Here is a 24,471-nt window from a genome sequence, read left to right on the forward strand (position 1 = left end):
CCGCCTGCTTCGAGGAGCTTGCGATGGGCGCGATCTGGGGGCAGAACCGCCGCGAAAATCCGCAGGGGGCCTTGGCTTTTCTCGAGGACCTGTTGATCGAATGCGACGCCGGCACAGGAGAAACGGTGCTGGTCGGTGGGGGACCGGCCAGCGGGAAGACACACTTGCAGCACCAGGTGGTGGTGCGGGCCAAGGAGCTGGGCATCGTCACGCTCGCCGCGGCCGGTGCCGCCGACGAGCGTGACGTGGACGGTGGCGTGATCGACCAGCTGCTGGCGAGCCCGCTGCTGCCGCCGTCACTGACCGGCCACCCGGCCGGCGGGGACGGTGGCGACACGGATGAACGGATCGCCGCGCTGTGCAGCGCGATCCACCGGCTGGCCCGCGAACGCGCGGTGCTGGTGGCGGTCGACGACCTCCACCACGTGGACGAGACCTCGGCGCGGCTCCTGCTGCGCCTGCAGCGACGGGCGCCGTCCGCGGCGTTGCTGCTGGTCCTCAACCACACCGACGGGTCGTACGCCGATTCGCCGTTCACCTCGCTGCCGCACCGGCACGTCGAGCTGACGCCGCTGTCGGTCCAGGCCATCGCGGAACTGGTGGAAGGGGACGGGCTGCCGGAGCGGATCCACGAGCTGAGCGCCGGGAACCCGCTGCTGGTCCGGGCGCTCGTCGACGCCCACCGCGGCAGCGCGGACACCGGCTCGGCGTACTCCGAGGCCGTCCAGCGGCTGCTGCACCGCTACGGCTCGCCGCTGCGCGAGGTCGCGACCGCGATCGCGGTGCTGGACAGCGACGTCACCACCGAGGCCGTCGCGATCGTCGCCGGGGTCGACCCGCTGGAGGCCGAGACGTCCACCGGGCGGCTCGCCGAGGCGGGCCTGGTCGCGGGCTTCCGGTTCCGGCCGCCGGCCGCCGCCGCGGTGGTGTGCGGGCTGCGCGGGCCGGAGAAGGTCCGGCTGCACGTCCGGGCCGCCGAGGTCAAGCACGCCCGCGGGCTGAGCCCCGCCGAAGTCGCCCGGCACCTCGTCGCGGCCGGAGAGGCCGAGGCCGACTGGGCGCTGCCGGTGCTGGTCGCGGCGGCGGAGCAGGTGATGCTCGGCGACGACATCGACTTCGCCACCCGCTGCCTCAAGCTCGCCGCGTCGGTCTCGACGGCGCGCTGGGAGCAGCAGACGATCTCCCAGCTGCTCGCCAAGATCACCTGGCGCGTCAACCCGGCGGCCGCCGCGCCGCACCTGAGATCGCTGCGCGAGGCGGGTTCGCTGGACTCCTCCGACCGGCTCGGGCTCGCCCGGCAGTCGCTGTGGCTCGGCGACCGGGACACCTTCGAGCGCTCGTTCGCCGCGCTCGAGCACGACGTCGAACCGCTCGACCCGCGGACCTCGGCCGAGCTCGTCCTCGCCGGCTACTGGCACTACGGCGTCTCGACGACGACGGCCGAGCCCGGCGATCCCTGGCTGCACACCGCCAGCTCGCTGGCCGCGATGTGGCGCACCGGAGGCACCGAGACGACGTCGGCGTGCGCGGAACGGATCCTGCAGAACTGCCGGCTTTCCGACACCTCGCTGGAGGCGCTGGCGACGGCGATCCTCGCGCTGGCCCACGACGACAAGGCCGACCGCGCCGAAGGCTGGTGCACCTCGCTCAGCGAGGAAGCCGAATACCGGGGCGCGATCACGTGGAAGGCGATGCTCGACGCGATCGGCGCGAGCCTGCGGCTGCGGCGGGGCGACGTCCCCGGCGCCGTCGACCTCGGGACCCGGGCGCTGGGCATGCTGGACGCGCCGAACTGGGGCGTCGCGATCAGCTACCCGCTGGCCACGCTGCTGATCGCGCACACCGCGGCCGGGGCGTTCAAGGACGCGGCGGCGATCCTGCGGCACCCGCTGCCGGACGCGGCGTGGGGAACCCTGGGCGGCGTCCGGTACCTGCGGGCCCGCGGGCACTTCCACCTGGCGACCAACCGCGGCCTCGCGGCCGTGAGCGACCTGCAGCAGTGCCGCCGGATCCTGCACGAGCAGGACCTGGAGCTGCCGGCGGTCCTGCCGTGGCAGGCCGACCTCGCGGAGGCGAACCTCGGGCTGGGCAACACGGCCATCGCCGTCGAGCTGGCCCGGCAGTCACTGGCCGGCCCGGTCGACGCGTACTCGCGCGGGTCCGCGCTGCGGGTGCTGGCCCTGGCCGGCGACGCGGCGGCCCGCCCGGGGCTGCTGAACCAGGCGGCGGAGGCGTTCAAGGCGTCCGGCGACCGGCTGGAGCTGGCGAAGACGATGCGCACGATCAACCACCTGAGCCAGCGCGCGGAGCGAGCGGGGAGCCTGGTGAAAGCGGTGCACGTGCCGCGCCAGGGCCGGTCCCGGCCGACGGTTCCCCGCCCGGTGGCGCGCCCCGAGCCGGCGTCGCCGTCGGCGTCCGTGCTGAGCGAGGCGGAGCTGCGGGTGGCCGAGCTGGCCGTGGAGGGCCGGACGAACCGGCAGATCGCGGAGACGCTGTACATCACGGTGAGCACGGTGGAGCAGCACCTGACCCGGGTGTACCGCAAGCTGGGCGTGGCTGGCCGGGCCGCGCTGGCCGGCGAGTTCGCCGACGCCGAGGGCGGACAGTGAACGTGCTGCTGACCGAGGCCGAGCTGCGGGTCGCCGAGCTGGCCGCGGACGCGACGGGCATCGAGGCGATCGCGGAGGCACTGGGGCTGCGGCCGGCGGAGGCAGCCGGGATCTTGGAGACGGTGTACCGCAAGCTGGGTGCGGCGACCAGTGCCGTCCCGAAAAGCCGAGAGGGGCACCTTCACGGCTCTTAGGCCATGAAGATGCCCCTCACGGGCACCGCAACCGGGGTCAGGAACCGCGCTGGTCCGCCACCACCGCGGCGATGATGTCGTCCAGCGTGCGGGTCGGGGAGAACCCGATCTGCCCCAACGCCTTCTCGCAGTTCGGGATCCGGCGCTGCATGTCCTCGTACCCGTCGCCGTACGCCTCCTCGTACGGCACCTTCGCGATCGTGCTCGCCGAGCCGGTCGCCGAGATCACGCGCTCGGCGAGCTGGGCGATCGTCGTCTGCTCGGTGCTGCCGAGGTTGAACACGTTGCTGTACGCGGATTCGTCGGACAGCAGCGCCACCAGCGCCGGGACGACGTCGTGGACGTGGCAGAAGCAGCGCGTCTGCTGGCCGTCGCCGAAGACCGTGATCGGTTCGCCGGCCAGCGCCTGCTTCACGAACCGGGGGATGACCATGCCGTAGCGGCCGGTCTGGCGCGGCCCGACCGTGTTGAACGGGCGGACGATCACCGTGCGCAGGCCGTGCTCGACCGCGTACAGGTACGCGAACGTCTCGTCCAGCGCCTTGGCCTCGGCGTAGGACCAGCGGTTCTTCAGCGGCGAGCCGATGATCCGGTCGGCGTCCTCGGTGAGGCCGTCGGCGGTGTTCTTGCCGTAGATCTCGCTGGTGGACGCGACCAGGATCGGCACGTCGTGCTGCAGCGCCGCGTCCAGCATGGTCTCGGTGCCGTGCAGGTTGGTGCGCAGGCTTTCCATCGTCTTGTCGAGGATGGTGAAGACTCCGACGGCGGCCGCGAGGTGGAAGATCGCGTCGATGCCGGCCATGCACGCCTCGACCGCCGAAGGGTCGGTCACCGAGCCGCGCACGAAGCGGAAGCCGTGGTGGTCGCGCACGCCGGCGAGGTTGTCGAGCGTGCCGGTGCTGAGGTTGTCGAGCGCGACGACCTCGTGGCCGCGCTCCAGGAGGTGCTCGGTCAGGTGGGAGCCGATGAAGCCGGCGCCGCCGGTGATGAGGTAACGCACGTCGGGTGTCCTCTCAGTTCGCGAACAGCGAAGGGTCGAAGCGGTAGGTGGCGTCGATGACGAGCGGGCACTCGCCGAGCCAGTCGTACCCGTGGCCGGGCTGGATGGTGTGGATCAGCGCGACGTCCCAGTCTTCACCGTCCGGCTCCGCGACGTTGTCCAGCTGGCCGCCGGTGACGCGGATGGTCGACACGAGCGGGTCGTGGTAGCCGACCTTCGCGCCCTTCGCCGCCAGCAGGTCGATGATGTCCAAAGCGGACGACGACCGGACGTCCTGGACGCCGGGCTTGTACGTCACGCCGACGACCAGCACGCGCGTGCCGGCCAGGCCCTTCCCGTTGCGGGACAGGGTGTTGCCGATGCGCTCGACGACCTGCTTGGGACGTTCGGCGATGGCGTGCATGGCCTGCGTGACGAGCGGCGCGTTGTGCTGCGTCGCGCGCAGCTGCCAGAGCAGGTAGTGCGGGTCGCAGGGGATGCAGTGCCCGCCGACGCCCGGGCCGGGGTGGAAGGCCATGAAGCCGTACGGCTTGCTCGCCGCGGCGTCGATCACCTCGATCGGGTCGATCGAGAAGCCGTCGCTGATCTCCGCGAACTCGTTGGCCAGCGCGATGTTCACCGCGCGGAAGGTGTTCTCGTACAGCTTGGTCAGCTCGGCGACCTCGGCGGAGCTGACGCAGTGCACCGCCGGGGTCAGCAGGTTGACGACGCGCTGCGCCATCGCGGTGCACGCCGGCGTCACGCCGCCCAGGACACGCGGGGTCTCCTGCTGCGTGTGCGTGACGTTGCCGGGGTCGATGCGCTCGGGGCTGGACGCGACGAAGATGTCGCGGCCGATCTTGAAACCCTTGGCGACCAATGGTTTCACCAGCAACCGGCCGGCGGTGCCGACGTAGCTGGTGGAGGTGAGGATCAGCGTCTGGCCGACCCGGGCGTGCGCGATCAACGCCGCGCAGGCGCTCTCGAGCGGGCCGAGGTCGGGCATCAGGTACTCGTCCAGCCCGGTCGGCACGCACACCAGCACCGCGTCGGCCTCGGCCATCCGCGCCAGGTCGGCGGTGAGCTGGAAGTCCTCCTGATGCACGGCTTTCTCCAGCCGGCGGTGGTCGGCCTCGATCAGGTCGACCTCGCCGGAGCGGATCGCGTCGAGGCGGTTCTGCGAAAGGTCGATGCCGATGATCCCGACACCGCTCTCGTGCAGGCCCAGGGCGGTCGGCAGGCCGACGTACCCCATCCCGATCACCGCGACGGAGGTCAGTTCGTTCAGTTCGGCCAGGATTTCGTGTTCGGCGACAGTACTCGTCATTGTGGTTCACCCGTCTCTTGCACGGTGGAAGGGGTCAGTACACGACCCGGACGATTTCGAAAGCTTCGGCGAGCTCGGTGGAGATCTGCGAGCCGCGGTATTCGGCCAGGGCGCGCACGCCCCGCTCGCTGCGCGGGTGGGGCCACGGCTCGAGTTCCTTGCCGTACGCGCGCAGCGCTTCGACCTTGCGCTCGATGTGCGTCTCCTCGAGGCGCTGCCAGCAGTTGGGGCGGAAGGTGACCGGCAGCCCGGACGCCTCGCCGACGTCGGTGGCGGAACGGATCTCGAACGTCCGCACCTCCTGCACGCTGCCCTTGCCCGGCCGGCCCGCGACCCGGGCGGCCCGGCTGACCAGCGCGTGGTCGGTGCTCAGGTCGCACATGCTGGTGGTGAGGATCGTGTCGGGCTCGAAGTCCCGGACCTCGTTCTCCACCGTCCGGTTCAGCGCGAGGTGGCTGACGGTGTCGAGGCGGTTGTCCCCGAACTCGTGGATGCGCACGCGTTCGATGCCGAGCGTCTTCGCGGCCAGCTCGATCGCGGCGGTGCGGTTGACGACCCCGGCCCCGTTCGCCGAGCGCGAGCCGTCGTCGTTGGTGAGGATGCAGAGCGAGATCGTCACGCCCTCGTCGGCGAGCCGGGCGATGGTGCCGCCCGCGCCGAGGGTCTCGTCGTCGCCGTGCGCTCCCACGACCAGCAGCTTGCTTATTTTCCTGTGCATAGCGGATCCCCAGTCTCGGTGCTGATGGAAGTGCCGTCGCACGGCATCACGAGCAGCGGAAGTGTCTTCGCAGAAATCTGACATCCGCCGGTCGCGACCGACAACCCCTAAAGACCGTCTAAAGCGGACCTTGGCGGGGCAGCGGACGCCCGGCTTAGGGGCGCGATCGCCGTGTCATCCGGGGCCATTAGGGGTGGGTGCGCCCGCGGTGCGCTCGTATCGTCAGCCGTATTGCTGTGGGGGTGCGCGATCCCCCTTTCCAGCGCAGGCGACGTGGAAGGAAAGAGGACTCGTGGGCAACTCCGAAGACAAGCTGGTCGGTGCGCTCCGTGCCTCCCTCAAGGAGAGCGAACGGCTGCGCGAGAAGAACCGGCGGCTCACCGAAGCCGCGCGGGAACCGATCGCGATCATCGGCATGGCCTGCCGGTTCCCGGGCGGCGCCACGACCCCGGAAGAGCTCTGGCGGATCCTCGACGGCGGCGTCGACGCCATCGGCGAGTTCCCGGCGAACCGCGGCTGGGACCTGGACCGCCTCTACGACCCGACCGGGGAGCGCGCGGGTTCGAGCTACGTCCGCGAAGGCGGTTTCCTCCACGACGCCCTCGACTTCGACGCCGACCTCTTCGGCATCAGCCCGCGCGAAGCGCTGCTGATGGACCCGCAGCAACGGCTCCTGCTGGAAACCTCCTGGGAGGCCTTCGAACGCGCGGGCATCGCGCCGCATTCGGTGAAGGGCAGCCCGACCGGCGTCTTCGCCGGCACGATGTACCACAACTACCAGGGCAGCTACGGCTCGTCCGGCGTCATCTCCGGCCGGCTCGCCTACACCTTCGGTCTGGAAGGGCCGGCCGTCACCATCGACACGGCGTGCTCGTCGTCGCTCGTCGCGCTGCACATGGCGGTGCAGGCCCTGCGCTCCGGCGAGTGCTCGCTCGCCCTCGCGGGTGGCGTTTCGGTGATGTCGACGCCGCGCACCTTCGTCGAGTTCAGCCTCGACGGCACGCTCGCCCGCAGCGCCCGCTGCCGTGCCTTCGCCGACTCCGCCGACGGCACCGGCTGGTCCGAGGGCTGCGGGATGCTGCTGGTGGAAAAGCTTTCCGACGCCCGCCGCAACGGCCACCCGGTCCTCGCCATCGTGCGCGGGACCGCGATCAACCAGGACGGCGCGTCCAACGGCATGACCGCGCCCAACGGTCCCGCCCAGCAGCGCGTGATCCGCCAGGCCCTCGCCAACGCCCGCGTCGGCGCCGACGAGGTCGACGTCGTCGAAGCGCACGGCACCGCCACCAAGCTCGGCGACCCGATCGAGGCGGGCGCGCTGCTCGCGACCTACGGCCAGGAGCGGACTTCGCCGCTGTGGCTGGGTTCGGTCAAGTCCAACCTCGGCCACACGCAGGCCGCGTCCGGCGTCGCCGGCGTGCTGAAGATCGTGCTGGCGTTGAACAACGAGGTGCTGCCGCAGACGCTGCACGTCGACCAGCCGACCCGGCAGGTCGACTGGAGTGCCGGGCAGGTCGAGCTGCTCACCGAGCGACGGCCGTGGGAACGCAACGGCCACCCGCGCCGCGGCGCCGTTTCGTGCTTCGGCCTGAGCGGCACCAATGCCCACGTCATCCTCGAAGAAGCCCCGGACCCCGAAGACGCCGAAGAGACGCCGCGCGACGACGCCGCGATCCCGTTCGTCCTGTCCGGACGGACGCCGCAGGCGCTGCGCGCGCAGGCCGCGCGGCTGCTGACGGCCCTCGACGAGAACCCCGCCGAACTGCTCGACGTCGCCCGCACGCTGGCCGCCGGGCGCACGCACCTCGACCACCGCGCCGCTTTCGTGGCCTGCGACCGTGACGAACTGCTCGCCGCCCTGCGCGGGTTCGCGGACGGCGAGCCGGGCGCGCTGACCGGCGTCGCCCGCGGGGAGACGACCACCGCGTTCCTGTTCTCCGGTCAGGGTTCCCAGCGTCCCGGTATGGGCCGCGAGCTGGCGAAGTACCCGGTGTTCGCGCAGGCGTACGCCGAGACCTGCGCCGAGCTGGACCAGCACCTCGACCGCCCGATCCGCGAAGTGATCGACACCGACGCGGACGCCCTGTCCCAGACCGGGAACACCCAAGCCGCCCTGTTCGCCTTCGAGGTCGCGCTGTTCCGGCTCGTCGCGTCGTGGGGCCTGGTGCCGGACGCCGTCTGCGGTCACTCCATCGGCGAGCTCGCCGCGGCCCACTGCGCCGGCGTGCTTTCCCTCGCCGACGCGGCGAAGCTCGTCGCCGCGCGCGGACGGCTGATGCAGGCCCTGCCCACCGGCGGCGCGATGGTCGCCGTCGAAGGGACTCCCGAAGAGGTCGCCGCCTACGATCCACAAGGGACGGTCGACGTCGCCGCCGTCAACGGCCCGCGATCCGTCGTCATCTCCGGCGACGAAGCCGCGGTCATCGCGATCGGCGACAAGTTCGTCGACGCCGGCCGCCGGACGACGCGCCTGAAGGTCTCGCACGCGTTCCACTCGCGGCTGATGGACCCGATGCTCGCCGAATTCCGTGCGGTGGCGAAGAGTCTCACGTACGCGCAGCCCGAGCTGACCGTCATTTCGAGCGTCACCGGCGGCGAGGTTTCCGCCGAGCTGACCGACCCGGAGTACTGGGTGCGCAACGTCCGGCAGCCGGTCCGGTTCGCCGACGCCGTCCGCGCGCTGGCCGCCGAGGGCGTCAACCGGTTCCTGGAGCTGGGCCCGGACGCGCCGCTGACCGCCGCCGTCCCGCAGTCCGCCGACACCGCGGTCGCCGTCGCGGCGCAGCGCCGGGACGTCCCCGAGGACGTCGCCCTGACCACCGCGCTCGCGCACCTGCACGTCCGTGGCGTCGTCCCGGACTGGGCCGCGCACTTCGCCTCCCGCGGCGCGGGCCGGGCGGACCTGCCGACCTACGCCTTCCAGAACCAGCGGTACTGGCTGGAGGTCTCGTCCGAGTCCGGCGACCTCGCCTCGATCGGTCTCGACCCGGTCGACCACCCCCTGCTCGGCGCGGCCACGCTGCTGGCCGACGCCGACGGCCTGGTGCTGTCCGGCCGGATCTCCGCCACCACCCACCCGTGGCTCGACGACCACGTCGTCGGCGGCGCGATCCTGCTGCCCGGCACGGCGTTCGTCGAGCTGGCCGTCCGCGCGGGCGACGAGGCCGGCTGCGGCCGCGTCCGCGACCTGACCCTGCACGCCCCGCTGGTGCTGCCCGCGAAGGGCGCCGCGCGGATCCAGGTCCGGATCGGCAAGCCCGCCGCCGACGGGTCACGCCCGATCAGCGTCCACTCGCGACCGGACGACCTGGCCGTGACCGCCGGCTGGACCCGGCACGCCGACGGCACCCTCGCTCCCGCCACGGCCGGGACCACGTTCGACCTGAGCGCGTGGCCGCCCGCCGGTGCCGAGGTCGTCGACCTCGACGGCATGTACGACCTGCTGGCCGAGGCCGGCATGGCGTACGGCCCGGTCTTCCAGGGCCTGCGCGCGGCCTGGCGGGCCGGCGACGACATCTTCGCCGAAGTCGCCCTGCCCGAGCAGGACCGCCTCGGCGCGGAAGCGTTCGGCCTGCACCCCGCGGTCTTCGACGCGTCCCTGCACGCCGTCGGCCTGAGCAGCGCCGCCGGCGAGGGCACGACCCTGCCGTACTCCTGGTCCGACGTCGAGCTGCTGGCCGCGGGCGCGGCTTCGCTGCGGGTGCACGTCCGCCCGACCGGCGACCAGACGGTCGAGCTGCGCCTGGCCGATTCGGCCGGGGCGCCGGTCGCCCGCGTCGGGCAGCTGGGGCTGCGCCGGATCAGCGAGGAACAGCTCGCCGCGGCCCGCGCCAAGCCGGGCGGCACCGACTCCCTCTACCGCGTCGACTGGGTTCCCACGACGCTGCCGGAATCGTCCGAAGTGGACTTCTCGGTGTACGAGGTCAAGCCGGGAACGACCGCCGCCGCGGCGAAGAAGGCCGTCCACAGTGCACTGCTGGAGATCCGGGAAGCCGACGGACGCCTGCTCGTGGTGACCTCCGGTGACCTGGCCGGTGCCGCCGTCGCCGGGCTCGTCCGCTCGGCGCAGGTCGAGAACCCCGGCCGGATCGTGCTCGTCGAAGGCACCGCGACGCCGGAGCAGCTCGCCGCGATCTCCGCCGCGGACGAGACGTCCGTGCGCGTCACGGGCACCGAAATCGCGGTCCCGCGCCTGGTCCGCGCCACCCCCGAGGCCGGAGAAACGCCGGAGTGGGGCACGGTGCTGCTCTCCGGCGGTACCGGCGCGCTGGGCAGGCTCGTCGCGAAGCACCTCGTGCGGCAGCACGGGGTGAAGGACCTCGTGCTCGTCAGCCGTCGCGGCCCGGACGCCGAGGGCGCCGCGGAACTCGTCGCCGAACTGGCCGAGCTGGGCGCCGAGGCGGTCGTCGTGGCCGCCGACCTCGCGAACCGCGCGAAGGTCCGTGCCCTGCTCAAGAAGTACCCGGTGAACTCGGTCGTCCACGCGGCCGGTGTGCTCGACGACGGTGTCCTCGCTTCGATGACGTCCGAGCGCATCGACGGCGTCTTCGACCCGAAGGCCCTGGCCGCCTGGCACCTGCACGAGCTGGCCGGCGACCTCACCGCGTTCGTCACGTTCTCCTCGGCCGCCGGCGTGCTGGGCGCGCCGGGCCAGGCGAACTACGCCGCCGCCAACGCCTTCCTGGACGCGCTCACCGCGGCGCGCCGCGCCGAGGGCAAGCCGGGGCACTCGCTCGCCTGGGGCATGTGGGAGTCGGCGGCCGGCATGGCCGGCGAAACCCACGGCAAGCGCGGCCTCGGCGCCTTCGGCGTGGACGAGGGCCTGGCCCTGTTCGACGCGGCGGTCGGCGCGGCGGGGGACGAGTACGTCCCGATCAAGCTCGACCTGCCCGCCCTGCGCGAGGCGGGCGGCGGCGTCCCCGACCTGCTGCGCGGCCTCGTCCCGGCGTCCCGGCGGACGGTGTCCGACCGCGAGGCGGGTGCGGACTCGCTGCTGGGCAAGCTGATCCGGCTGCCCGCGGAGAAGCGCCTCGGCCACCTGCTCGACCTGGTGGTCCAGCACTCGGCCGCGGTGCTCGGCCACGGCTCGGCCGACCTGGTCGACGCCGACCGCGCGTTCAAGGACCTCGGGTTCGACTCGCTGACCGCGGTCGAGCTGCGCAACGCGCTCAACGAGGCCACCGGCCTGACCCTGACCGCGACGCTCGTCTTCGACTACCCGACCGCGGGCGACCTCGCGGCGCACCTGCACGAGTCGCTGCTCGGCGAACTCGGTGACGCGGGAGAGCCCGAAGAGACCGCGACGGCGGCGGGTACCGACGAGCCGATCGCGATCGTCGGCATGGCCTGCCGGTTCCCCGGTGGCGTCACGACCCCGGACGAGCTGTGGGAGCTGGTCGCGGCCGGCCGCGACGGCACTTCGCGGTTCCCCGAGGACCGCTCATGGGACCTCGACTACTGGCTCGGCATGGCGGCCGCGGCGGGCAAGGAGCCCAACGGCGGGTTCGTCACCGGCGCCACCGACTTCGACGCCGGCTTCTTCGGCATCAGCCCGAACGAAGCCGTGATGATGGACCCGCAGCAGCGGATGCTCCTGGAAGCGTGCTGGGAGGCGTGCGAATCCGCGGGCATCGACCCGTTGTCGCTCAAGGGCACCGACACCGGCGTGTTCGCCGGCGTGATGCAGTCCGACTACGACCCGGGCCCGCTCGGCACGGTCGAGCACAACGGCCTCTTCCGCGGCTCCGGCGCGCTCGGCAGCGTCGTGTCCGGCCGGGTCGCCTACACCTACGGGCTCGAGGGGCCCGCGGTGTCGATCGACACCGCCTGCTCGTCTTCGCTGGTGGCGCTGCACCTGGCCGTCCAGGCCCTGCGCCAGGGTGACTGCTCGCTGGCTCTGGCCGGCGGCGTGGCCGCGCTGGTTTCCCCGGAACCGTTCGTGCACTTCGACAACAGCGGTACCGCCACCGACGGGCGGACGAAGGCCTACTCGGCCGCGGCCGACGGCGTGGGCTGGGCCGAAGGCGTCGGCCTGCTGGTCGTCGAGCGGCTCTCCGACGCCCGGCGCAACGGGCACGAGGTCCTCGCCGTCGTCCGCTCGAGCGCGGTGAACTCCGACGGCGCGTCCAACGGCCTCACCGCCCCGAACGGCCCGTCGCAGGAGCGCGTGATCAAGCGCGCGCTCAAGATCGCCGGCCTTCGCGCGGCCGACGTCGACGCCGTCGAGGGCCACGGCACCGGGACCACGCTGGGCGACCCGATCGAAGCCAACGCCCTGCTCGCCACCTACGGCCGCGACCGGTCCGACGACGAGCCGCTGTGGCTGGGGTCGGTCAAGTCCAACATCGGCCACGCGCAGGCCGCGGCCGGCGTCGCCGGGGTGATCAAGATGATCCTCGCGATGCGCCACGGCGAGCTGCCGATGACCCGCCACGGCGACGACCCGTCGCCGCACGTCGACTGGTCCGCGGGCGCCGTCCGGCTGCTCGCCGAGACGATCCCGTGGCCGGACCGGGGACACCCGCGTCGCGCCGGTGTGTCGGCTTTCGGCTACAGCGGCACCAACGCGCACGTGATCCTGGAGCAGGCCCCGCCGGCCGAAGCGGCCGAGCCGGTGCGCGCCGCGGGAGAGCGGCCGTCGGTGCTCCCGCCGTGGCTGCTGACCGCCCGCACGCCGGAAGCCCTGCCACTGCAGGCCGCCGCGCTGCTGACCCATCTGGACGAGCACCCGGACCTGGATCCCCTGGACGTGGGGTTCTCGCTGGCCGTGCGCGAGCCGGTGCTGCCCTACCGCGCCGCCGTGGTCGGAGACGACTTCGTCGCTGGTCTGACCGCGTTGGCCGCGGGTGAGGACTCGCCGATCGTCGTGCGGGGAACCGCCCGCGGCGGCAAGACGGCGTTCCTGTTCCCCGGCCAGGGCACCCAGCGGCCCGGCATGGGCCGCGAGCTGTGCGCCGCGTTCGGCGTCTTCGAGCACGCCTTCACGCAGACGAGTGCGCTCTTCGACGGCCACCTCGGCCGGTCGCTGCGCCAGGTGATGTTCGCCGAGGAGGGCTCGGCCGACGCGCAGCTGCTCGACCGGACCGCGTTCACCCAGGCCGCGCTCTTCACCATGCAGGTCGCGCTCTACCGCCTGGTCGAGTCGTGGGGCCTGCGCCCGGACGTGCTGATGGGCCACTCCGTCGGCGAGATCGCCGCGGCCCACGTTTCCGGGGTGCTCTCCCTGAAGGACGCCGTCAAGCTGGTCGCCCACCGCGGTCAGCTCATGGGGGAGCTGTCCGGCGGTGCCGTCGTCGCGGTGGAAGCCGCCGAGGACGAGGTGACGCCGCTGCTCACCGCCGCCTGCGGCATCGCGGCGATCAACGGCCCCACGTCCCTGGTGGTCTCCGGGGGCGAGTCCGACGTCCTCGCGATCGCCGAACACTTCAAGGCACAGGGCCGCCGCACCAAGCGGCTGGTGATCAGCCAGGCGATCCACTCACCGCTGCTCGACGAGATCCTGGACGAGCTGCGCGAGATCGCCGAGGAACTGACTTACGAACCCGCCCGGATCCCGGTCGTGTCCACAGTGGACGGCACCGCGGTCGCTCCGGAGCGGTGGGCCGACCCGGAGTACTGGGTGGCCAACTGCCGGAACTCCGTCCGGTTCCTCGACGGCGTCCGCGCCCTCGAAGCCGCCGGAGTCAGCCGGTACGTCGAGCTGGGCACCGACGGCACCCTCGCCGCCATGACCCAGGGCTGCCTGGCCGGTGACCCGCGCGACGCCGTGGTGATCACGCTGCGGGCCAAGACCCAGGACGAGGTCCGGGGCGCGCAGCTGGCGGCGGGACGCTTCTTCGCCCACGGCCTCGGCCTGGCCGGCGCGAAGCTGTTCCGCGGCGCCGAGCGCGTCGCGCTGCCGCCGTACGCCTTCCACCGCAGCCGGTGCTGGCCGGACGTCGACATGGAAGCCCTGCACGCGACCGGCGACCTCGCCGCGACCGGGCTCGATTCGACCGAGCACCCGCTGGTCTCCGCCGCGCTCGCGGTGGCGGGGTCGACGCAGGTGGTGCTGACCGGGCAGATCTCGGTGCACACGCACCCGTGGCTGGCCGACCACACCGTCGGTGGCACGATCGTCTTCCCGGGCGCGGGATTCGTCGAGGTGGCTGTCCGGGCCGGCGACGAGACCGGCTGCCCGCGGCTCGACGAGCTGACCCTGGAAGCGCCGCTGGTGCTGCCCGAACTGGGCAAGGTGCGGCTGCAGGTCGTCGTCGACGAGCCGGCGGCTTCCGGCCACCGCGCGGTCGCGGTGTACTCGCAGACCGACAGCGACGACCCCTGGGTCCGGCACGCCGCTGGTGTCCTGGCGCCCGCCGCGGGTGCTGAGCCGGGTGGGCTGACGGCCTGGCCGCCCGCCGACGCCGAGCCGGTTTCCCTGGACGGGCTGTACGAAGGATTCGCCGCCGCCGGGCTCGGCTACGGGCCCGCGTTCCAGGGCCTGTCCGCGGCTTGGACCCGCGACGGCGAGGTGTTCGCCGAGGTCGTCGCGGCCGAGGCCGTTGCCGGGTTCGGGCTGCACCCGGCCGTCCTCGACGCGGCCCTGCACGCGATCGGCCTCTGCGACACCGTGACGGTCGCGGGCGGGTTGCCGTTCGCGTGGACGGGCGTCGAGCTGCACGCGGCGGGCGCGTCCCGGCTGCGGGTGCGGGTCGTCCCGCTCGGCGCCGACTCGGTGTCCCTCGAACTGGCGGACCAGACGGGCCGCCCGGTCGCTTCGGTCGGCTCGCTCGTGCTGCGGGCCGCGGCGACGGGCGTCGCGGTGACGCGGCCGCCCAAGTCCTTGCACGGCTGGGCGTGGCAGCAAGTGCCCGTGCCCACCGGTCCGGTCGCCGACGTCGAGATCCTGGATCTGTCCACTTCGGACTCGGTGGCGGAGACCCTGTCCCGGGTGCTCGACCGGGTGCGGGACCGGCTGAGCGGGTCGCAGGCCACGGTGGTGGTGGTCACCCGCGGCGCGGTCGCGCTCGACGGCGAGGACGTCACCGATCTGGCCGGCGCGGCCGTGTGGGGCCTGATCCGCTCCGCGCAGTCCGAGAACCCCGGCCGGTTCGTGCTCGCCGACATCGACGCGCACGCCGGTTCGGCGGCCGTCCTGCCGCGGCTCGTGGCCACCGGGGAACCGCAGCTCGTCGTCCGCGACGGCGTCGCGTACGGCGGCCGGCTGACCCGGCTCGCGCCGTCCACCGAAGGGCCCGCGTCGGAGTTCGACGGCACCACGCTCGTCACCGGAGCGACCGGCGCGCTCGGTTCGCGACTGGTGCGGCACCTGGTCACCGAGCACGGCGTCCGGAAGCTGGTGCTCGTCAGCCGCCGGGGCGCGGCTCCCGGCCAGGTCGAGGAGCTGACCGAGCTGGGCGCGGACGTCACGGTCGCCGCGTGCGACGCCGCCGATGCCGACGCGCTGGCGGAAGTGCTCGCCGAGCACCCGGTGACCGCGGTGGTGCACCTGGCGGCCGTGGTGGACGACGCGACCCTGCCGTCCCTGACCCCCGAGCGGCTGGCCGCCGTCCTGCGGCCCAAGGTCGACGCGGCGCTCAACCTGCACCGGCTGACGTCGAACCTGAAGGCGTTCGTGCTGTTCTCGTCGGTCGCCGGGCTCCTGGGCAACGCCGGTCAGGGTGCGTACGCCGCCGCGAACAGCTTCCTCGACGGACTGGCCGCGCACCGGCGTGCCCAGGGAATGCCCGCGCAGTCCCTCGCGTGGGGGCTGTGGGAGGCGACCGCGGGGCTGTCCGAAGTGGACCGGACGCGGATGGCGCGCACCGGTCTGTCGCCACTGTCCACAGAGGAAGGGTTGGCGCTGTTCGACGCGGCCGTCGCCCGGCCGGAGGCCCTGCTGGTGCCGATGAAGGTCGACACCGGTTCGGAGGCGGGCGACGTCCCGCCGGCGTTCCGGGCGCTGGTGCCGCAAACGCGGCGGACGGCGTCAGGAACGTCGGTGGGTGGTCCGTCGCTGAAGGAGCGCCTGGCCGGGCTCGAACCGCTGCGGCGGGAGCGGGCCGTGCTCGACCTCGTCCTGGACCGGACCGCGGGCCTGCTCGGCTACGCCGGCGGCAGCGCGATCGAGGCACAGCGGCACTTCCTGGAGTCCGGTTTGGACTCGCTGACCGCCGTCGAGCTGCGCAACGGGCTCAACGAGGACACCGGGCTGCGGCTGCCGCCGACCGTCGTCTTCGACCACCAGACGCCCGCGGGGCTGGCCGCGCACCTGCTGTCCGAACTGGACGGTGACGTCGTCGTGGCGGTGCGGGCCGCGGAACCCGACGCGCTGGCGGACGTCTTCGCCGACGCGGTGCGGGCCGGTCGCGTCGAGGACGGGCTGAGCATGCTGGCCGCGGTGGCCAACCTCCGGCCGGCGTTCACCTCGCCCGCCGACATCGACGGCCTGCCGGCCCCGGTGCGGCTGAAGGAAGGCACGGCCGGGGCCGAGCTGTTCTGCTTCAGCACGCCGGTCGCGACCGGCGGGGTCTACCAGTACGCGAAGCTGGCCGCCGGCTTCGGCGACGACCGGGAGCTGCACGCCGTGCCGATGCCCGGTTTCCTGCCGGGAGAAGCACTTCCGGCGACGTCGGAGGCGATCGTCGAGGTGCTGGCGGAGAGCCTGCGCAAGTCCGCGGGCGACCGGCCGTTCGCGCTGCTCGGGTACTCCTCGGCGGGCATCCTGGTGCACGCGGTGGCGGAGTGCCTGGAACGCGGCGGAACCCCGGCGGCGGGCATCGTCCTCCTGGACACGTACGTGATCAACGGCGACGACGCGATCGGCGACGGCGCGGCGGACCTGGCGAAGGGCATGCTGGCGAACGAATCCCAGTACGGCTCGTTCGACCGGGCGAAGCTGACGGCGATGGCCCGCTACATGGACCTGCTGCCCGGCATCGCGATCGGCGGCATCTCGACGCCGTCGTTGCTGGTCCGCGCCGGGGAGCCGTTCGACGCGGAGGCCCGCAACTGGCAGACGACGTGGTCGCACGCGGACGACGTGCGCATCGCGAAGGGGCACCACTTCACGCTGATCGACACCGACGCCCCGACCACGGCGGCCACGGTGGCCGACTGGCTCGCGGGCCTGGACTGACGCGGTCGTGAGTGAGAAACAGTGTTAGAACCCTGTTTCTCACTCACGACAAGCCGCGGCAGACCCGGGTCAGAAGATGCTCGCCATCCCGGCCACGCCGGCCAGCACGGGCTCGAGCCCGGCCGTCAGGAACGCTTCGCGGTCCTCGGCGGTGACCGGGTACCGGCCGTCGGACACCAGGGCCGCCAGCTCGTCCGACCCGTGCCGGGGCAGGTGGAGCGCCAGGTGGTCGCGCACGGCCGCCGCTTCGGCGGGCGCCGCCGGGGTGGCCAGGCGGACGGCCGCGGCGGTGGCGAACCCCGTCACCATCGTTTCGCAGCCGAGCAGGTGCTCACCGCGGACACCCGCGGCGGCACACGCCCGCAGGAGGAGCTCGGTCCACGCCAGGCGGTTCGGGGTCACCGGGTCGCCGCGCATCGGCAGGTCCAGCAGCCAGGTCCGGCTCAGCAGCCGGTCGAGCACCGCCCGCGTCCAGTCCCGGACGTCGGCACGCCAGTCGCCCGACGACGCGAGCCCCTCGGGCGGCGGGCCCCAGCCCGCGTCGGCGAGCAGGACCGTCAGCTCCTCCTTGGAGCTCACGTACCGGTACAGCGCGTTGGTCGTCACGCCCACCTCGTGGGCGATGTTCGGCAGCGAGGCGTTCGCCACGCCCTCGGCGTCGGCGAGTCCCACGGCCGCCGCGACGATCTGCGCCACCGAGTGCGACGGCTTGGGCCCGCGGCGGGGCGGCGGCGTGCCGCCCCAGGCCAGTGTCATCCCGGGGGGCAGCTCCGGGGTGGTGTCCCTGTCCAGCATGGTGCGTCTTCCCTGGCGAGTGCTCCGGCAGTAAACTGTGAGAGTCTTACACTGATTTGGGCGGAGGGCGAGCGACGTGAGCGAGAACAGGCCGGTGGCCACGGCCGTCGGCCGGCTCCTGTGGCCGGAGCGTACGCGGGTCACCGAGCTGGATCGCAAGCTCGCCCTCACGCGGATCGAGCACGACCGCGCCGAGGGCCGGTGCCCCGACGCCGAGGTCAGGCTCGCCCGCGTGCGGCTGGCCACGACGCAGGCGGCGCTGGACAGCGCGGTCGCCGGCCGGTCCGAATCCGCGGTGCCGCCCATCCTGGAAGCCGCCCCGCGGGTCGGGCTCGCGGTCTGGGCCGTGGTCAGCGTGGTCAACCTGGTGGTCTACCTGGTCCTCGGGATGGCGAACGGCCAGTGGGACGGGCCGTGGGTGCTGTGGCCGGTGCTCGGCGGCGGCCTGCTGGTGCTCGGCCTGTGGTCCACGCGGGAGCGGGACCGCCGGATGCGGCTGGGCGAGTAGGGGCGACCCCTGTTCCCGGTCACCGGGGTCCGGGTTCCCCTCGGCGCGGGACTGCGTTAAACTATGCAACCCATACACAGTTTTGTTCGTACCTGAGATCGGGGGCCGAGATGGCCGAGACGACAGACGGTTCCACGACCGGGGGGCGCACGGCCCTCAAGGTGGTCACGATCGTGTGGCTCGCCGGCACCGGCATTCACCTGCTGATCTGGCTGATCATGTGCTTCGCGACGCTCAGCCTGCACTCGCCGTTCTTCATCTGGCCGCTGATCGGCGGCGCGGTCATCGTGGTGCCCTGGTACCTCGCGACCCGCAACCGCTCGACCGAACGGATCGCCCGGGGATGACTACCTTGACGACCACCGGTTCGCCCGTCCGGCTGGACTCGGTGAAGAAGACGTACGGGCGCGGCGAGAGCGGCGTGGTCGCGCTCGCCGGGGTCAGCGTGGAGTTCCCCGCCGGCAGCTTCACCGCCGTGATGGGGCCTTCGGGGTCCGGCAAGAGCACCCTGCTGCACTGCGCCGCCGGGCTCGACCGGCCCGACGAGGGCAGCGTCACGCTCGTCGGCGTCGACCTCAAGGGCCGCAACGAGACCCAGCTGACCGAACTGCGCCGCGAGCACGTGGCGTTCGTTTTCCAGTCCTTCAACCTGATGCCCGCGCTCAACGTCGAGGAGAACATCACCCTCCCGATGCTGCTGGCGGGCAAGGAACCGGACCGGGCGTGGATCGCGCAGGTCGTCGAGCGGGTCGGCCTGTCGCAGCGGGTCGGGCACCGTCCCGGCGAGCTGTCCGGCGGCCAGCAGCAGCGCGTGGCGATCGCCCGCGCGCTCGCCGGCCGCTCGGCGGTGACCTTCGCCGACGAGCCGACCGGCGCCTTGGACACGACCACCGCGCTCGAGGTGCTCGGGCTGCTGCGCGAGCTGGCCGACGCCGGCCAGACGATCGTCATGGTCACCCACGACCCGGTCGCCGCGTCGTTCGCCGACGAGGTGCTCTTCCTGGTGGACGGGCAGATCGTGACCAAGATGGCCACCCCGGCCGTCGAGATGGTCGCCGCGGAGCTGGCGCGTCTCGGTGCCCAGGCCAAGCAGGCGAGGGGGCGGCAGTGAGCCCGCGGCGGGTGGTCCTGCGGATGGCGCTGGCCAGCCTGCGGTTCCGCGCGGCCGCCTCGCTGGCGACGCTCGTCGCGGTCCTGGTCGGCTGCTCGCTGCTGATCGCGTGCGGCGGCCTGTTCGAAACGGCGCTCTCGCTCGACGCCCAGCCGCAGCGGCTGGCGGCCGCGCCGGTCGTCGTGACCGGTTCGGCCGGGTTCAAGCTGCCGGACGAGGAGTCGCAGGTCGTTCCCTACGGAGAGCGCTCCGGCATTCCGGCCGGGCAGCTGGCCCAGCTCGCGTCGGTGCCGGGCGTGCGGCAGGTCGTGCCGGACACCACGTTCGCCGCGGTCGTCGTCACCGGGTCCGGTCCGCAGAGCGCCGACGCTCCGCTCGCCGGGCACGGCTGGGACTCCGCCGCGCTCGCGCCTTACTCCCTTGTGGACGGTGCGCAGCCGCACACCCCGGGCCAGGTCGTGCTCGACGAGGCTTCGGCCCAGGCCGCGGGAGTCCGCACCGGGGGCCAGGTCCCCATCGCCGTGAACGGCGCGCCGCCACGGGACTTCGTGGTCACCGGGATCGCGCACGCGGACACGGTCGGCCCCGCCTTGTTCTTCTCACCCGCCGACGCCCAGCAGTTCTCGGTGCACCCCGGCACGGTCGACCTGGCCGGGATCTTCCCCGCCGACGGCGTGGACGCCGGTGAGCTCGCCGCCCGGATCGCCGAGCGCGTGCCCGGGCTGAACGTGCTGACCGGCGCGGACCGCGGGTCCGCCGAGTTCCCCGGCATCGACGGCGCCCAGCTGCCGCTGATCCTGCTCGCCGGCGTGTTCGGCGGCATGGTCCTGGTGGTCATGGCGCTGGTGGTGTCGGCGACGATCAGCCTCACCGTGCGGCAGCGGCAGCAGGAGCTCGCGCTCCTGCGGGCGACCGGCGCGACCCCGCGTCAGGTGCACCGGATGGTGCTCGCCGAGACGATGGTGGTGGCGGCGCTGGGTGCTCTCGCCGGGCTGGCCGGCGGCCGTTTCATCGGCGCGGAGATCTTCAGCTTCACCACGGGCAACGGGATGCTGCCGCCCCAGCTGGAGTTCCAGCAGGGGATCATCGCCTTCGGCGGCGGTCTCGTGCTTTCGCTCGCGATTTCGTTCGCCGCCGCGTGGTTCGCCGCGCTGCCGGCGGCGCGGGCCCGGCCGCTGCAGGCGCTCGTCGAGGCGTCCATCCCGCCCGCGAAGGTGAACGACGTCCGCCGCTTCGGCGCGAAGGTGTTCGCCGGGGTGACCGTGCTGCTGGCCGTCGCGACCCTGTTCATGCCGGTCGACATCGCCTCCGCCGTGTGCGGTCCCGCCGTGCTCACCGGCTCGATCGCCGTCGCGCTGATCGGCCCCGAGCTGATGGCGTTCGTCGCGACCCGCTTCGGCCCGCTGATCCGGCGGGTCGGCGGCCGGGACGCGGTGCTCGCGGTGATCAACTCGCGGACCCGGGCGGTGACGTTCGCCGCCGTGCTGACCCCGATCACGCTGGCCACCGCGGTCGCGCTCGGCAACGTCTACGCCGAAACCACGCAGCAGCACGCGATCATCGGTGCCTACGCCGACCAGTTGCGGGCCGACGCGGTGGTGACCAGCGGCACCGGCGCCGTCTCGCCCGCGCTGGCCGACGCCGTCCGGCAGGCGCCGGGCGTCGGGTCGGTGTCGCCGCTGGTGACCAGCCAGGGCTGGATCGAAGAGCCCTACGACGGCAACGGCAGCGACCCGGGCCGGCTGCTCGGCCTCGACGTCCGTGACGCGAACGGCGTGCTGGCGACGCCGGTGACGTCCGGCTCGCTGGGGGAGCTCACCGGGGAGACGGTGGCGCTGCCCGAAGGCATCGCGGACGACCTCGACCTGAAGCTCGGCGATCAGATCACCATGCGCCTCGGCGACGGCGCGCAGGCGAAGGTTCGCATCGTCGCGTTGCTGGACAGCCCGTCGGGCTACCCCAGCATCGTGCTGCCGGCCGCGCTGCTCGCCCCGCACACGACGTCGGGCGTGGCGAACCGGCTGCTGGTCCGCGCGGCCGACGGACAGGACGCTGCCGCGGTCGTCTCGGCGGTCACCACGGCGACGGCGAACTGGCCGGGCGCCACCGTCGGCGACTCCGACGCGGTCACCGAAAGCTTCGCGGCCAGTGCCGACATCGAGGCGATGATCCACTACCTGCTGGCCGTGCTGGCGATCGCGTACGCGGCGATCGCGGCGGTGAACACGCTCGCCGTGGCGGTGCTTTCGCGGCGGCGCGAGTTCGGCGTGCAGCGGCTCGCGGGTGCGCGGCGGGGACAGGTCCGGTCGATGCTGATGATCGAGGGCGGCATCCTCGCCGTGCTCGGCCTGGTGCTCGGCACGGGGATCTCGCTGTTCACGGTGATTCCCATGGCGCTCTCGTCCGGCACCATCGTGCCGGTCGGCCCGCTGTGGGTGTTCCTCGCGGTGATCGCCGCGGTGTTCCTGATCGTCTGGCCGGTCACCGCGCTCTCCTCGCGGCTGGCGATGCGGCGCAGCCCGATCGAAGCGGTGACGCTGCCGGGGCAATAGCGATTCATAGGGGTTAGCGGGCCGGCCCGGTGCGGATAGTGTCGAAATCGACTATCCGCACCGGGCCGGCCCGGTTTCCTTTTCTGGAGTGGATCCCCATGCGCGTACTCCTGGCCGCCCCGCCGTCGCCCGCGCGGCTGCACAACCTCGTTCCCCTCGCGTGGGCACTGCGGACCGCCGGCCACGACGTGAAGATCGCCGGACGGACATCGTTCGTCGACGAGATCCTTCGCACGGGGTGCGTCGCCGTCGACCTCGGCACCTCGGAGTCCGCGGCGCTGACCGAGTTCGCCGAGCTGTGGGGGCCCGACGTCGTGGTCTCCTCCCCGGGGGCCCCGGCTTACGGTGGCGACACGGTCCGGGTGCTGGGCCCGCTGGACGAGACCGGCCCGGGCGCGTTCGACACGGTGCCACCGTCGCTGAGGGACGCTTCGGACGCCCGCCCGGTCCGGCACGTGCCGTACTTCGGCCCGGTCGTGGTGCCGGAATGGTTGCGCCGCAAGGCAAGGCGCGACCGGGTGCTGCTGTCTCTGGCCGACGCGACCCTGGCCGGTCCGGTGTTCGACGCCGTCGCCGGTCTGGCGGCCGAGGTCGTCTGGGCGACGGAGTCCGCCCCGGCCGGTGTGTCGATGCCGCCGAACGTCCGCCTGGTCGACACGGCGCCCCCGGCGGCACTCCTGCCGACGTGCTCAGCGGTCGTCCACGACGGCGACGCATCCCTCGCCCTCGCGGCGGCGACGCACGGTGTGCCGCAGCTTTCCCTGACGGAGACGGCGATCGGCGCTCGCATCGCGGCGGTCGGCGCCGGGCTGGTGGGGTCCGCGGACGGCGTCGCGGAGCTGGCTGCGCTGAGTGCCGCGGCGACCGCGTTGCGGGACGAGATCGCCGCCCTGCCGGCGCCGCGCGAGCTGGTCGGCGCGCTGACCCGCTGATTGTGGGGCCGTTAGGGGTGGGGCGGCACAAAGACCGTCGGTAGCGTTTTCGGCGTGGCACCTTCCACTCTTTTCCGCGGTCAGGTGGTCGATTACGTGAATACCGTTTTCCAGGGGGTAATGGCGTGAGCGCCGAAAACGAGCGGAAACTGCTCGACTACCTCAAGCGCGCGACCGCCGACCTGCGCGAGGCCAAGGGCGCCCTGCAGGAGGTCCGGCGGCGCGACAGCGAGCCGATCGCGATCGTCGGCATGGACTGCCGCTATCCCGGCGGCGTCTCCTCCGCCGACGACCTCTGGGAGCTGGTCGGCACCGGGACCGACGCCATCGGCGCGTTCCCGGCCGACCGCGGCTGGCCCCTCGACCGCCTCTACGACCCGGCGGGGGAGCGGCCCGGCACCACGAACACGCGCGAAGGCGGCTTCCTGCGCGACGCCGCGGAGTTCGACCCCGAGTTCTTCGGGATCTCGCCCCGCGAAGCGCTCGGCATGGACGCCCAGCAGCGGCTGCTGCTGGAGACGTCGTGGACGGCGCTGGAGCGGGCGGGCATCGTCCCGGAAACCTTGCGCGGCAGCAGCACCGGCGTCTTCGCCGGCGTGATGTACCACGACTACCTCGGCCACGCGGCCGCCGGCAGCGTCGTCTCCGGCCGGGTCGCCTACGCGCTCGGCCTGGAAGGCCCCGCGGTCTCGGTCGACACCGCCTGCTCGTCGTCCCTGGTCGCCCTGCACTGGGCCACGCAGGCGCTGCGCCGCGGCGACTGCTCGCTGGCCCTCGTCGGCGGCGTCACGGTGATGGCCACCCCCGAAACGTTCGTCTACTTCACCGAGCAGCGCGGCCTGTCCGACGACGGCCGCTGCAAGGCCTTCGCCGCGGGTGCCGACGGCACCGGCTGGGGCGAAGGCGTCGGCGTGCTCGTCGTCGAGCGCCTCTCCGACGCCCAGCGCCTCGGCCACGAGATCCTCGCGGTCGTCCGCGGCAGCGCGGTCAACTCCGACGGCGCTTCCAGCGGCCTGACCGTCCCCAACGGACCGGCCCAGCAGCGCGTGATCCGCCAGGCCCTTGCCACCGCCGGACTGTCCACAGCGGACGTCGACCTCGTCGAAGGGCACGGCACCGGCACGAAGCTCGGCGACCCGATCGAGGCGCAGGCGCTGCTGGCCACCTACGGCCAGGACCGCCCGGCGGACCAGCCCCTGTGGCTCGGCTCGCTCAAGTCCAACATCGGGCACACCCAGGCGGCCGCGGGCGTCGGCGGCGTGATCAAGGTCGTGCAGGCCATCCGGCACGGCGTCCTGCCGAAGACCCTGCACGTGGACACGCCGTCGCCGCACGTCGACTGGTCGGCCGGCGCGGTGGAACTGCTCACCGAGGCCCGCGAGTGGCCCGCGGCCGACCGGCCCCGCCGCGGCGCGGTGTCGTCGTTCGGCATCAGCGGCACCAACGCCCACGTGATCATCGAGCAGGCCGAACCCGCCGCCGAAGCGCCCTCGGGAGCTGACGTCCCGGTGGTCGCGTGGCCCGTCTCGGCGGACACCGCGGACGCTGTCGCCGCTCAGGCCCAGCAGCTCGTGGACCACGAGGGAGACCTGGCGGACATCGGGTTCTCGCTGGCCACGACCCGCTCGGC

General features: G+C 73.1%; 13 protein-coding genes. 9 read left to right on the forward strand and 4 right to left on the reverse strand.

The features are described 5' to 3' along the window. Positions 1–23: 23 nt before the first annotated feature. Positions 24–2,609 (forward strand): LuxR C-terminal-related transcriptional regulator, encoded by a 2,586-nt coding sequence (locus tag ABZ342_RS16000; protein ID WP_360473388.1) that lies wholly within the window; start codon positions 24–26, stop codon positions 2,607–2,609. Beyond that, entirely contained in the window at positions 2,606–2,803 is a 198-nt protein-coding gene (locus tag ABZ342_RS16005; protein WP_360473390.1) for a hypothetical protein, read from the forward strand. The genes ABZ342_RS16000 and ABZ342_RS16005 overlap by 4 nt, the downstream gene beginning before the upstream one ends. A 37-nt stretch (positions 2,804–2,840) precedes the next feature. Here the strand turns inward: ABZ342_RS16005 and ABZ342_RS16010 are convergent, their stop codons facing one another. From ABZ342_RS16010 to ABZ342_RS16020, 3 genes are read right to left on the reverse strand one after another with little or no spacing between them, the layout of a single operon-like run. Further along, positions 2,841–3,803 carry an NAD-dependent epimerase/dehydratase family protein gene (locus tag ABZ342_RS16010; protein WP_360473392.1) on the reverse strand — a complete coding sequence of 321 codons (963 nt, stop codon included), beginning with the start codon at positions 3,801–3,803 and terminating at the stop codon, positions 2,841–2,843. A gap of 13 nt (positions 3,804–3,816) precedes the next feature. Further along, positions 3,817–5,109 carry a nucleotide sugar dehydrogenase gene (locus ABZ342_RS16015; RefSeq protein ID WP_155544768.1) on the reverse strand — a complete coding sequence of 431 codons (1,293 nt, stop codon included), beginning with the start codon at positions 5,107–5,109 and terminating at the stop codon, positions 3,817–3,819. A gap of 34 nt (positions 5,110–5,143) precedes the next feature. Next, complete coding sequence (locus ABZ342_RS16020; protein WP_360473394.1) at positions 5,144–5,827, reverse strand: PIG-L family deacetylase; 684 nt, start codon at positions 5,825–5,827, stop codon at positions 5,144–5,146. 292 nt (positions 5,828–6,119) lie between these two features. Between ABZ342_RS16020 and ABZ342_RS16025 the strand changes: the two genes are divergently transcribed. Continuing rightward, entirely contained in the window at positions 6,120–16,943 is a 10,824-nt protein-coding gene (locus tag ABZ342_RS16025; RefSeq protein ID WP_360473396.1) for a type I polyketide synthase, read from the forward strand. 69 nt (positions 16,944–17,012) lie between these two features. On the opposite strand, the gene ABZ342_RS16030 is transcribed toward ABZ342_RS16025, so the two are convergent. After that, on the reverse strand, positions 17,013–17,738 hold the full coding sequence (locus ABZ342_RS16030; RefSeq protein ID WP_155544771.1) for a TetR/AcrR family transcriptional regulator: 726 nt from the start codon (positions 17,736–17,738) through the stop codon (positions 17,013–17,015). Between the two features lie 76 nt (positions 17,739–17,814). Here ABZ342_RS16030 and ABZ342_RS16035 point away from each other — a divergent pair, with 76 nt between their 5' ends. The 6 genes from ABZ342_RS16035 to ABZ342_RS16060 form a co-directional block, all read left to right on the forward strand. Further along, entirely contained in the window at positions 17,815–18,246 is a 432-nt protein-coding gene (locus ABZ342_RS16035) for a hypothetical protein (protein ID WP_360473398.1), read from the forward strand. A gap of 110 nt (positions 18,247–18,356) precedes the next feature. Next, entirely contained in the window at positions 18,357–18,593 is a 237-nt protein-coding gene (locus tag ABZ342_RS16040; protein ID WP_155544773.1) for a hypothetical protein, read from the forward strand. Next, positions 18,590–19,357, forward strand: coding sequence for an ABC transporter ATP-binding protein (locus tag ABZ342_RS16045; protein ID WP_360473400.1), 768 nt, complete (start codon positions 18,590–18,592; stop codon positions 19,355–19,357). Before ABZ342_RS16040 ends, ABZ342_RS16045 begins: the two co-directional genes overlap by 4 nt. Next, complete coding sequence (locus ABZ342_RS16050) at positions 19,354–21,909, forward strand: ABC transporter permease (protein WP_360473402.1); 2,556 nt, start codon at positions 19,354–19,356, stop codon at positions 21,907–21,909. The genes ABZ342_RS16045 and ABZ342_RS16050 overlap by 4 nt, the downstream gene beginning before the upstream one ends. 98 nt (positions 21,910–22,007) lie before the next feature. After that, complete coding sequence (locus ABZ342_RS16055; protein WP_360473404.1) at positions 22,008–22,841, forward strand: nucleotide disphospho-sugar-binding domain-containing protein; 834 nt, start codon at positions 22,008–22,010, stop codon at positions 22,839–22,841. 125 nt (positions 22,842–22,966) lie between these two features. Beyond that, positions 22,967–24,471, forward strand: a 1,505-nt coding sequence (locus ABZ342_RS16060; protein ID WP_360473406.1) for a polyketide synthase, incomplete at its 3' end; no start/stop codon positions are given.

It is taken from the genome of Amycolatopsis sp. NPDC005961, assembly GCF_040629235.1.
Taxonomy (GTDB): Bacteria; Actinomycetota; Actinomycetes; order Mycobacteriales; family Pseudonocardiaceae; genus Amycolatopsis; species Amycolatopsis camponoti.

Coding starts and splice junctions, on each gene's coding strand:
- ABZ342_RS16000 (WP_360473388.1), top strand. CDS start 24: ATGGGCGCGATCTGGGGGCAGAACCGCCGCGAAAATCCGCAGGGGGCC.
- ABZ342_RS16015 (WP_155544768.1), bottom strand. CDS start 5,109: ATGACGAGTACTGTCGCCGAACACGAAATCCTGGCCGAACTGAACGAA.
- ABZ342_RS16020 (WP_360473394.1), bottom strand. CDS start 5,827: ATGCACAGGAAAATAAGCAAGCTGCTGGTCGTGGGAGCGCACGGCGAC.
- ABZ342_RS16030 (WP_155544771.1), bottom strand. CDS start 17,738: ATGCTGGACAGGGACACCACCCCGGAGCTGCCCCCCGGGATGACACTG.
- ABZ342_RS16040 (WP_155544773.1), top strand. CDS start 18,357: ATGGCCGAGACGACAGACGGTTCCACGACCGGGGGGCGCACGGCCCTC.
- ABZ342_RS16045 (WP_360473400.1), top strand. CDS start 18,590: ATGACTACCTTGACGACCACCGGTTCGCCCGTCCGGCTGGACTCGGTG.
- ABZ342_RS16055 (WP_360473404.1), top strand. CDS start 22,008: ATGCGCGTACTCCTGGCCGCCCCGCCGTCGCCCGCGCGGCTGCACAAC.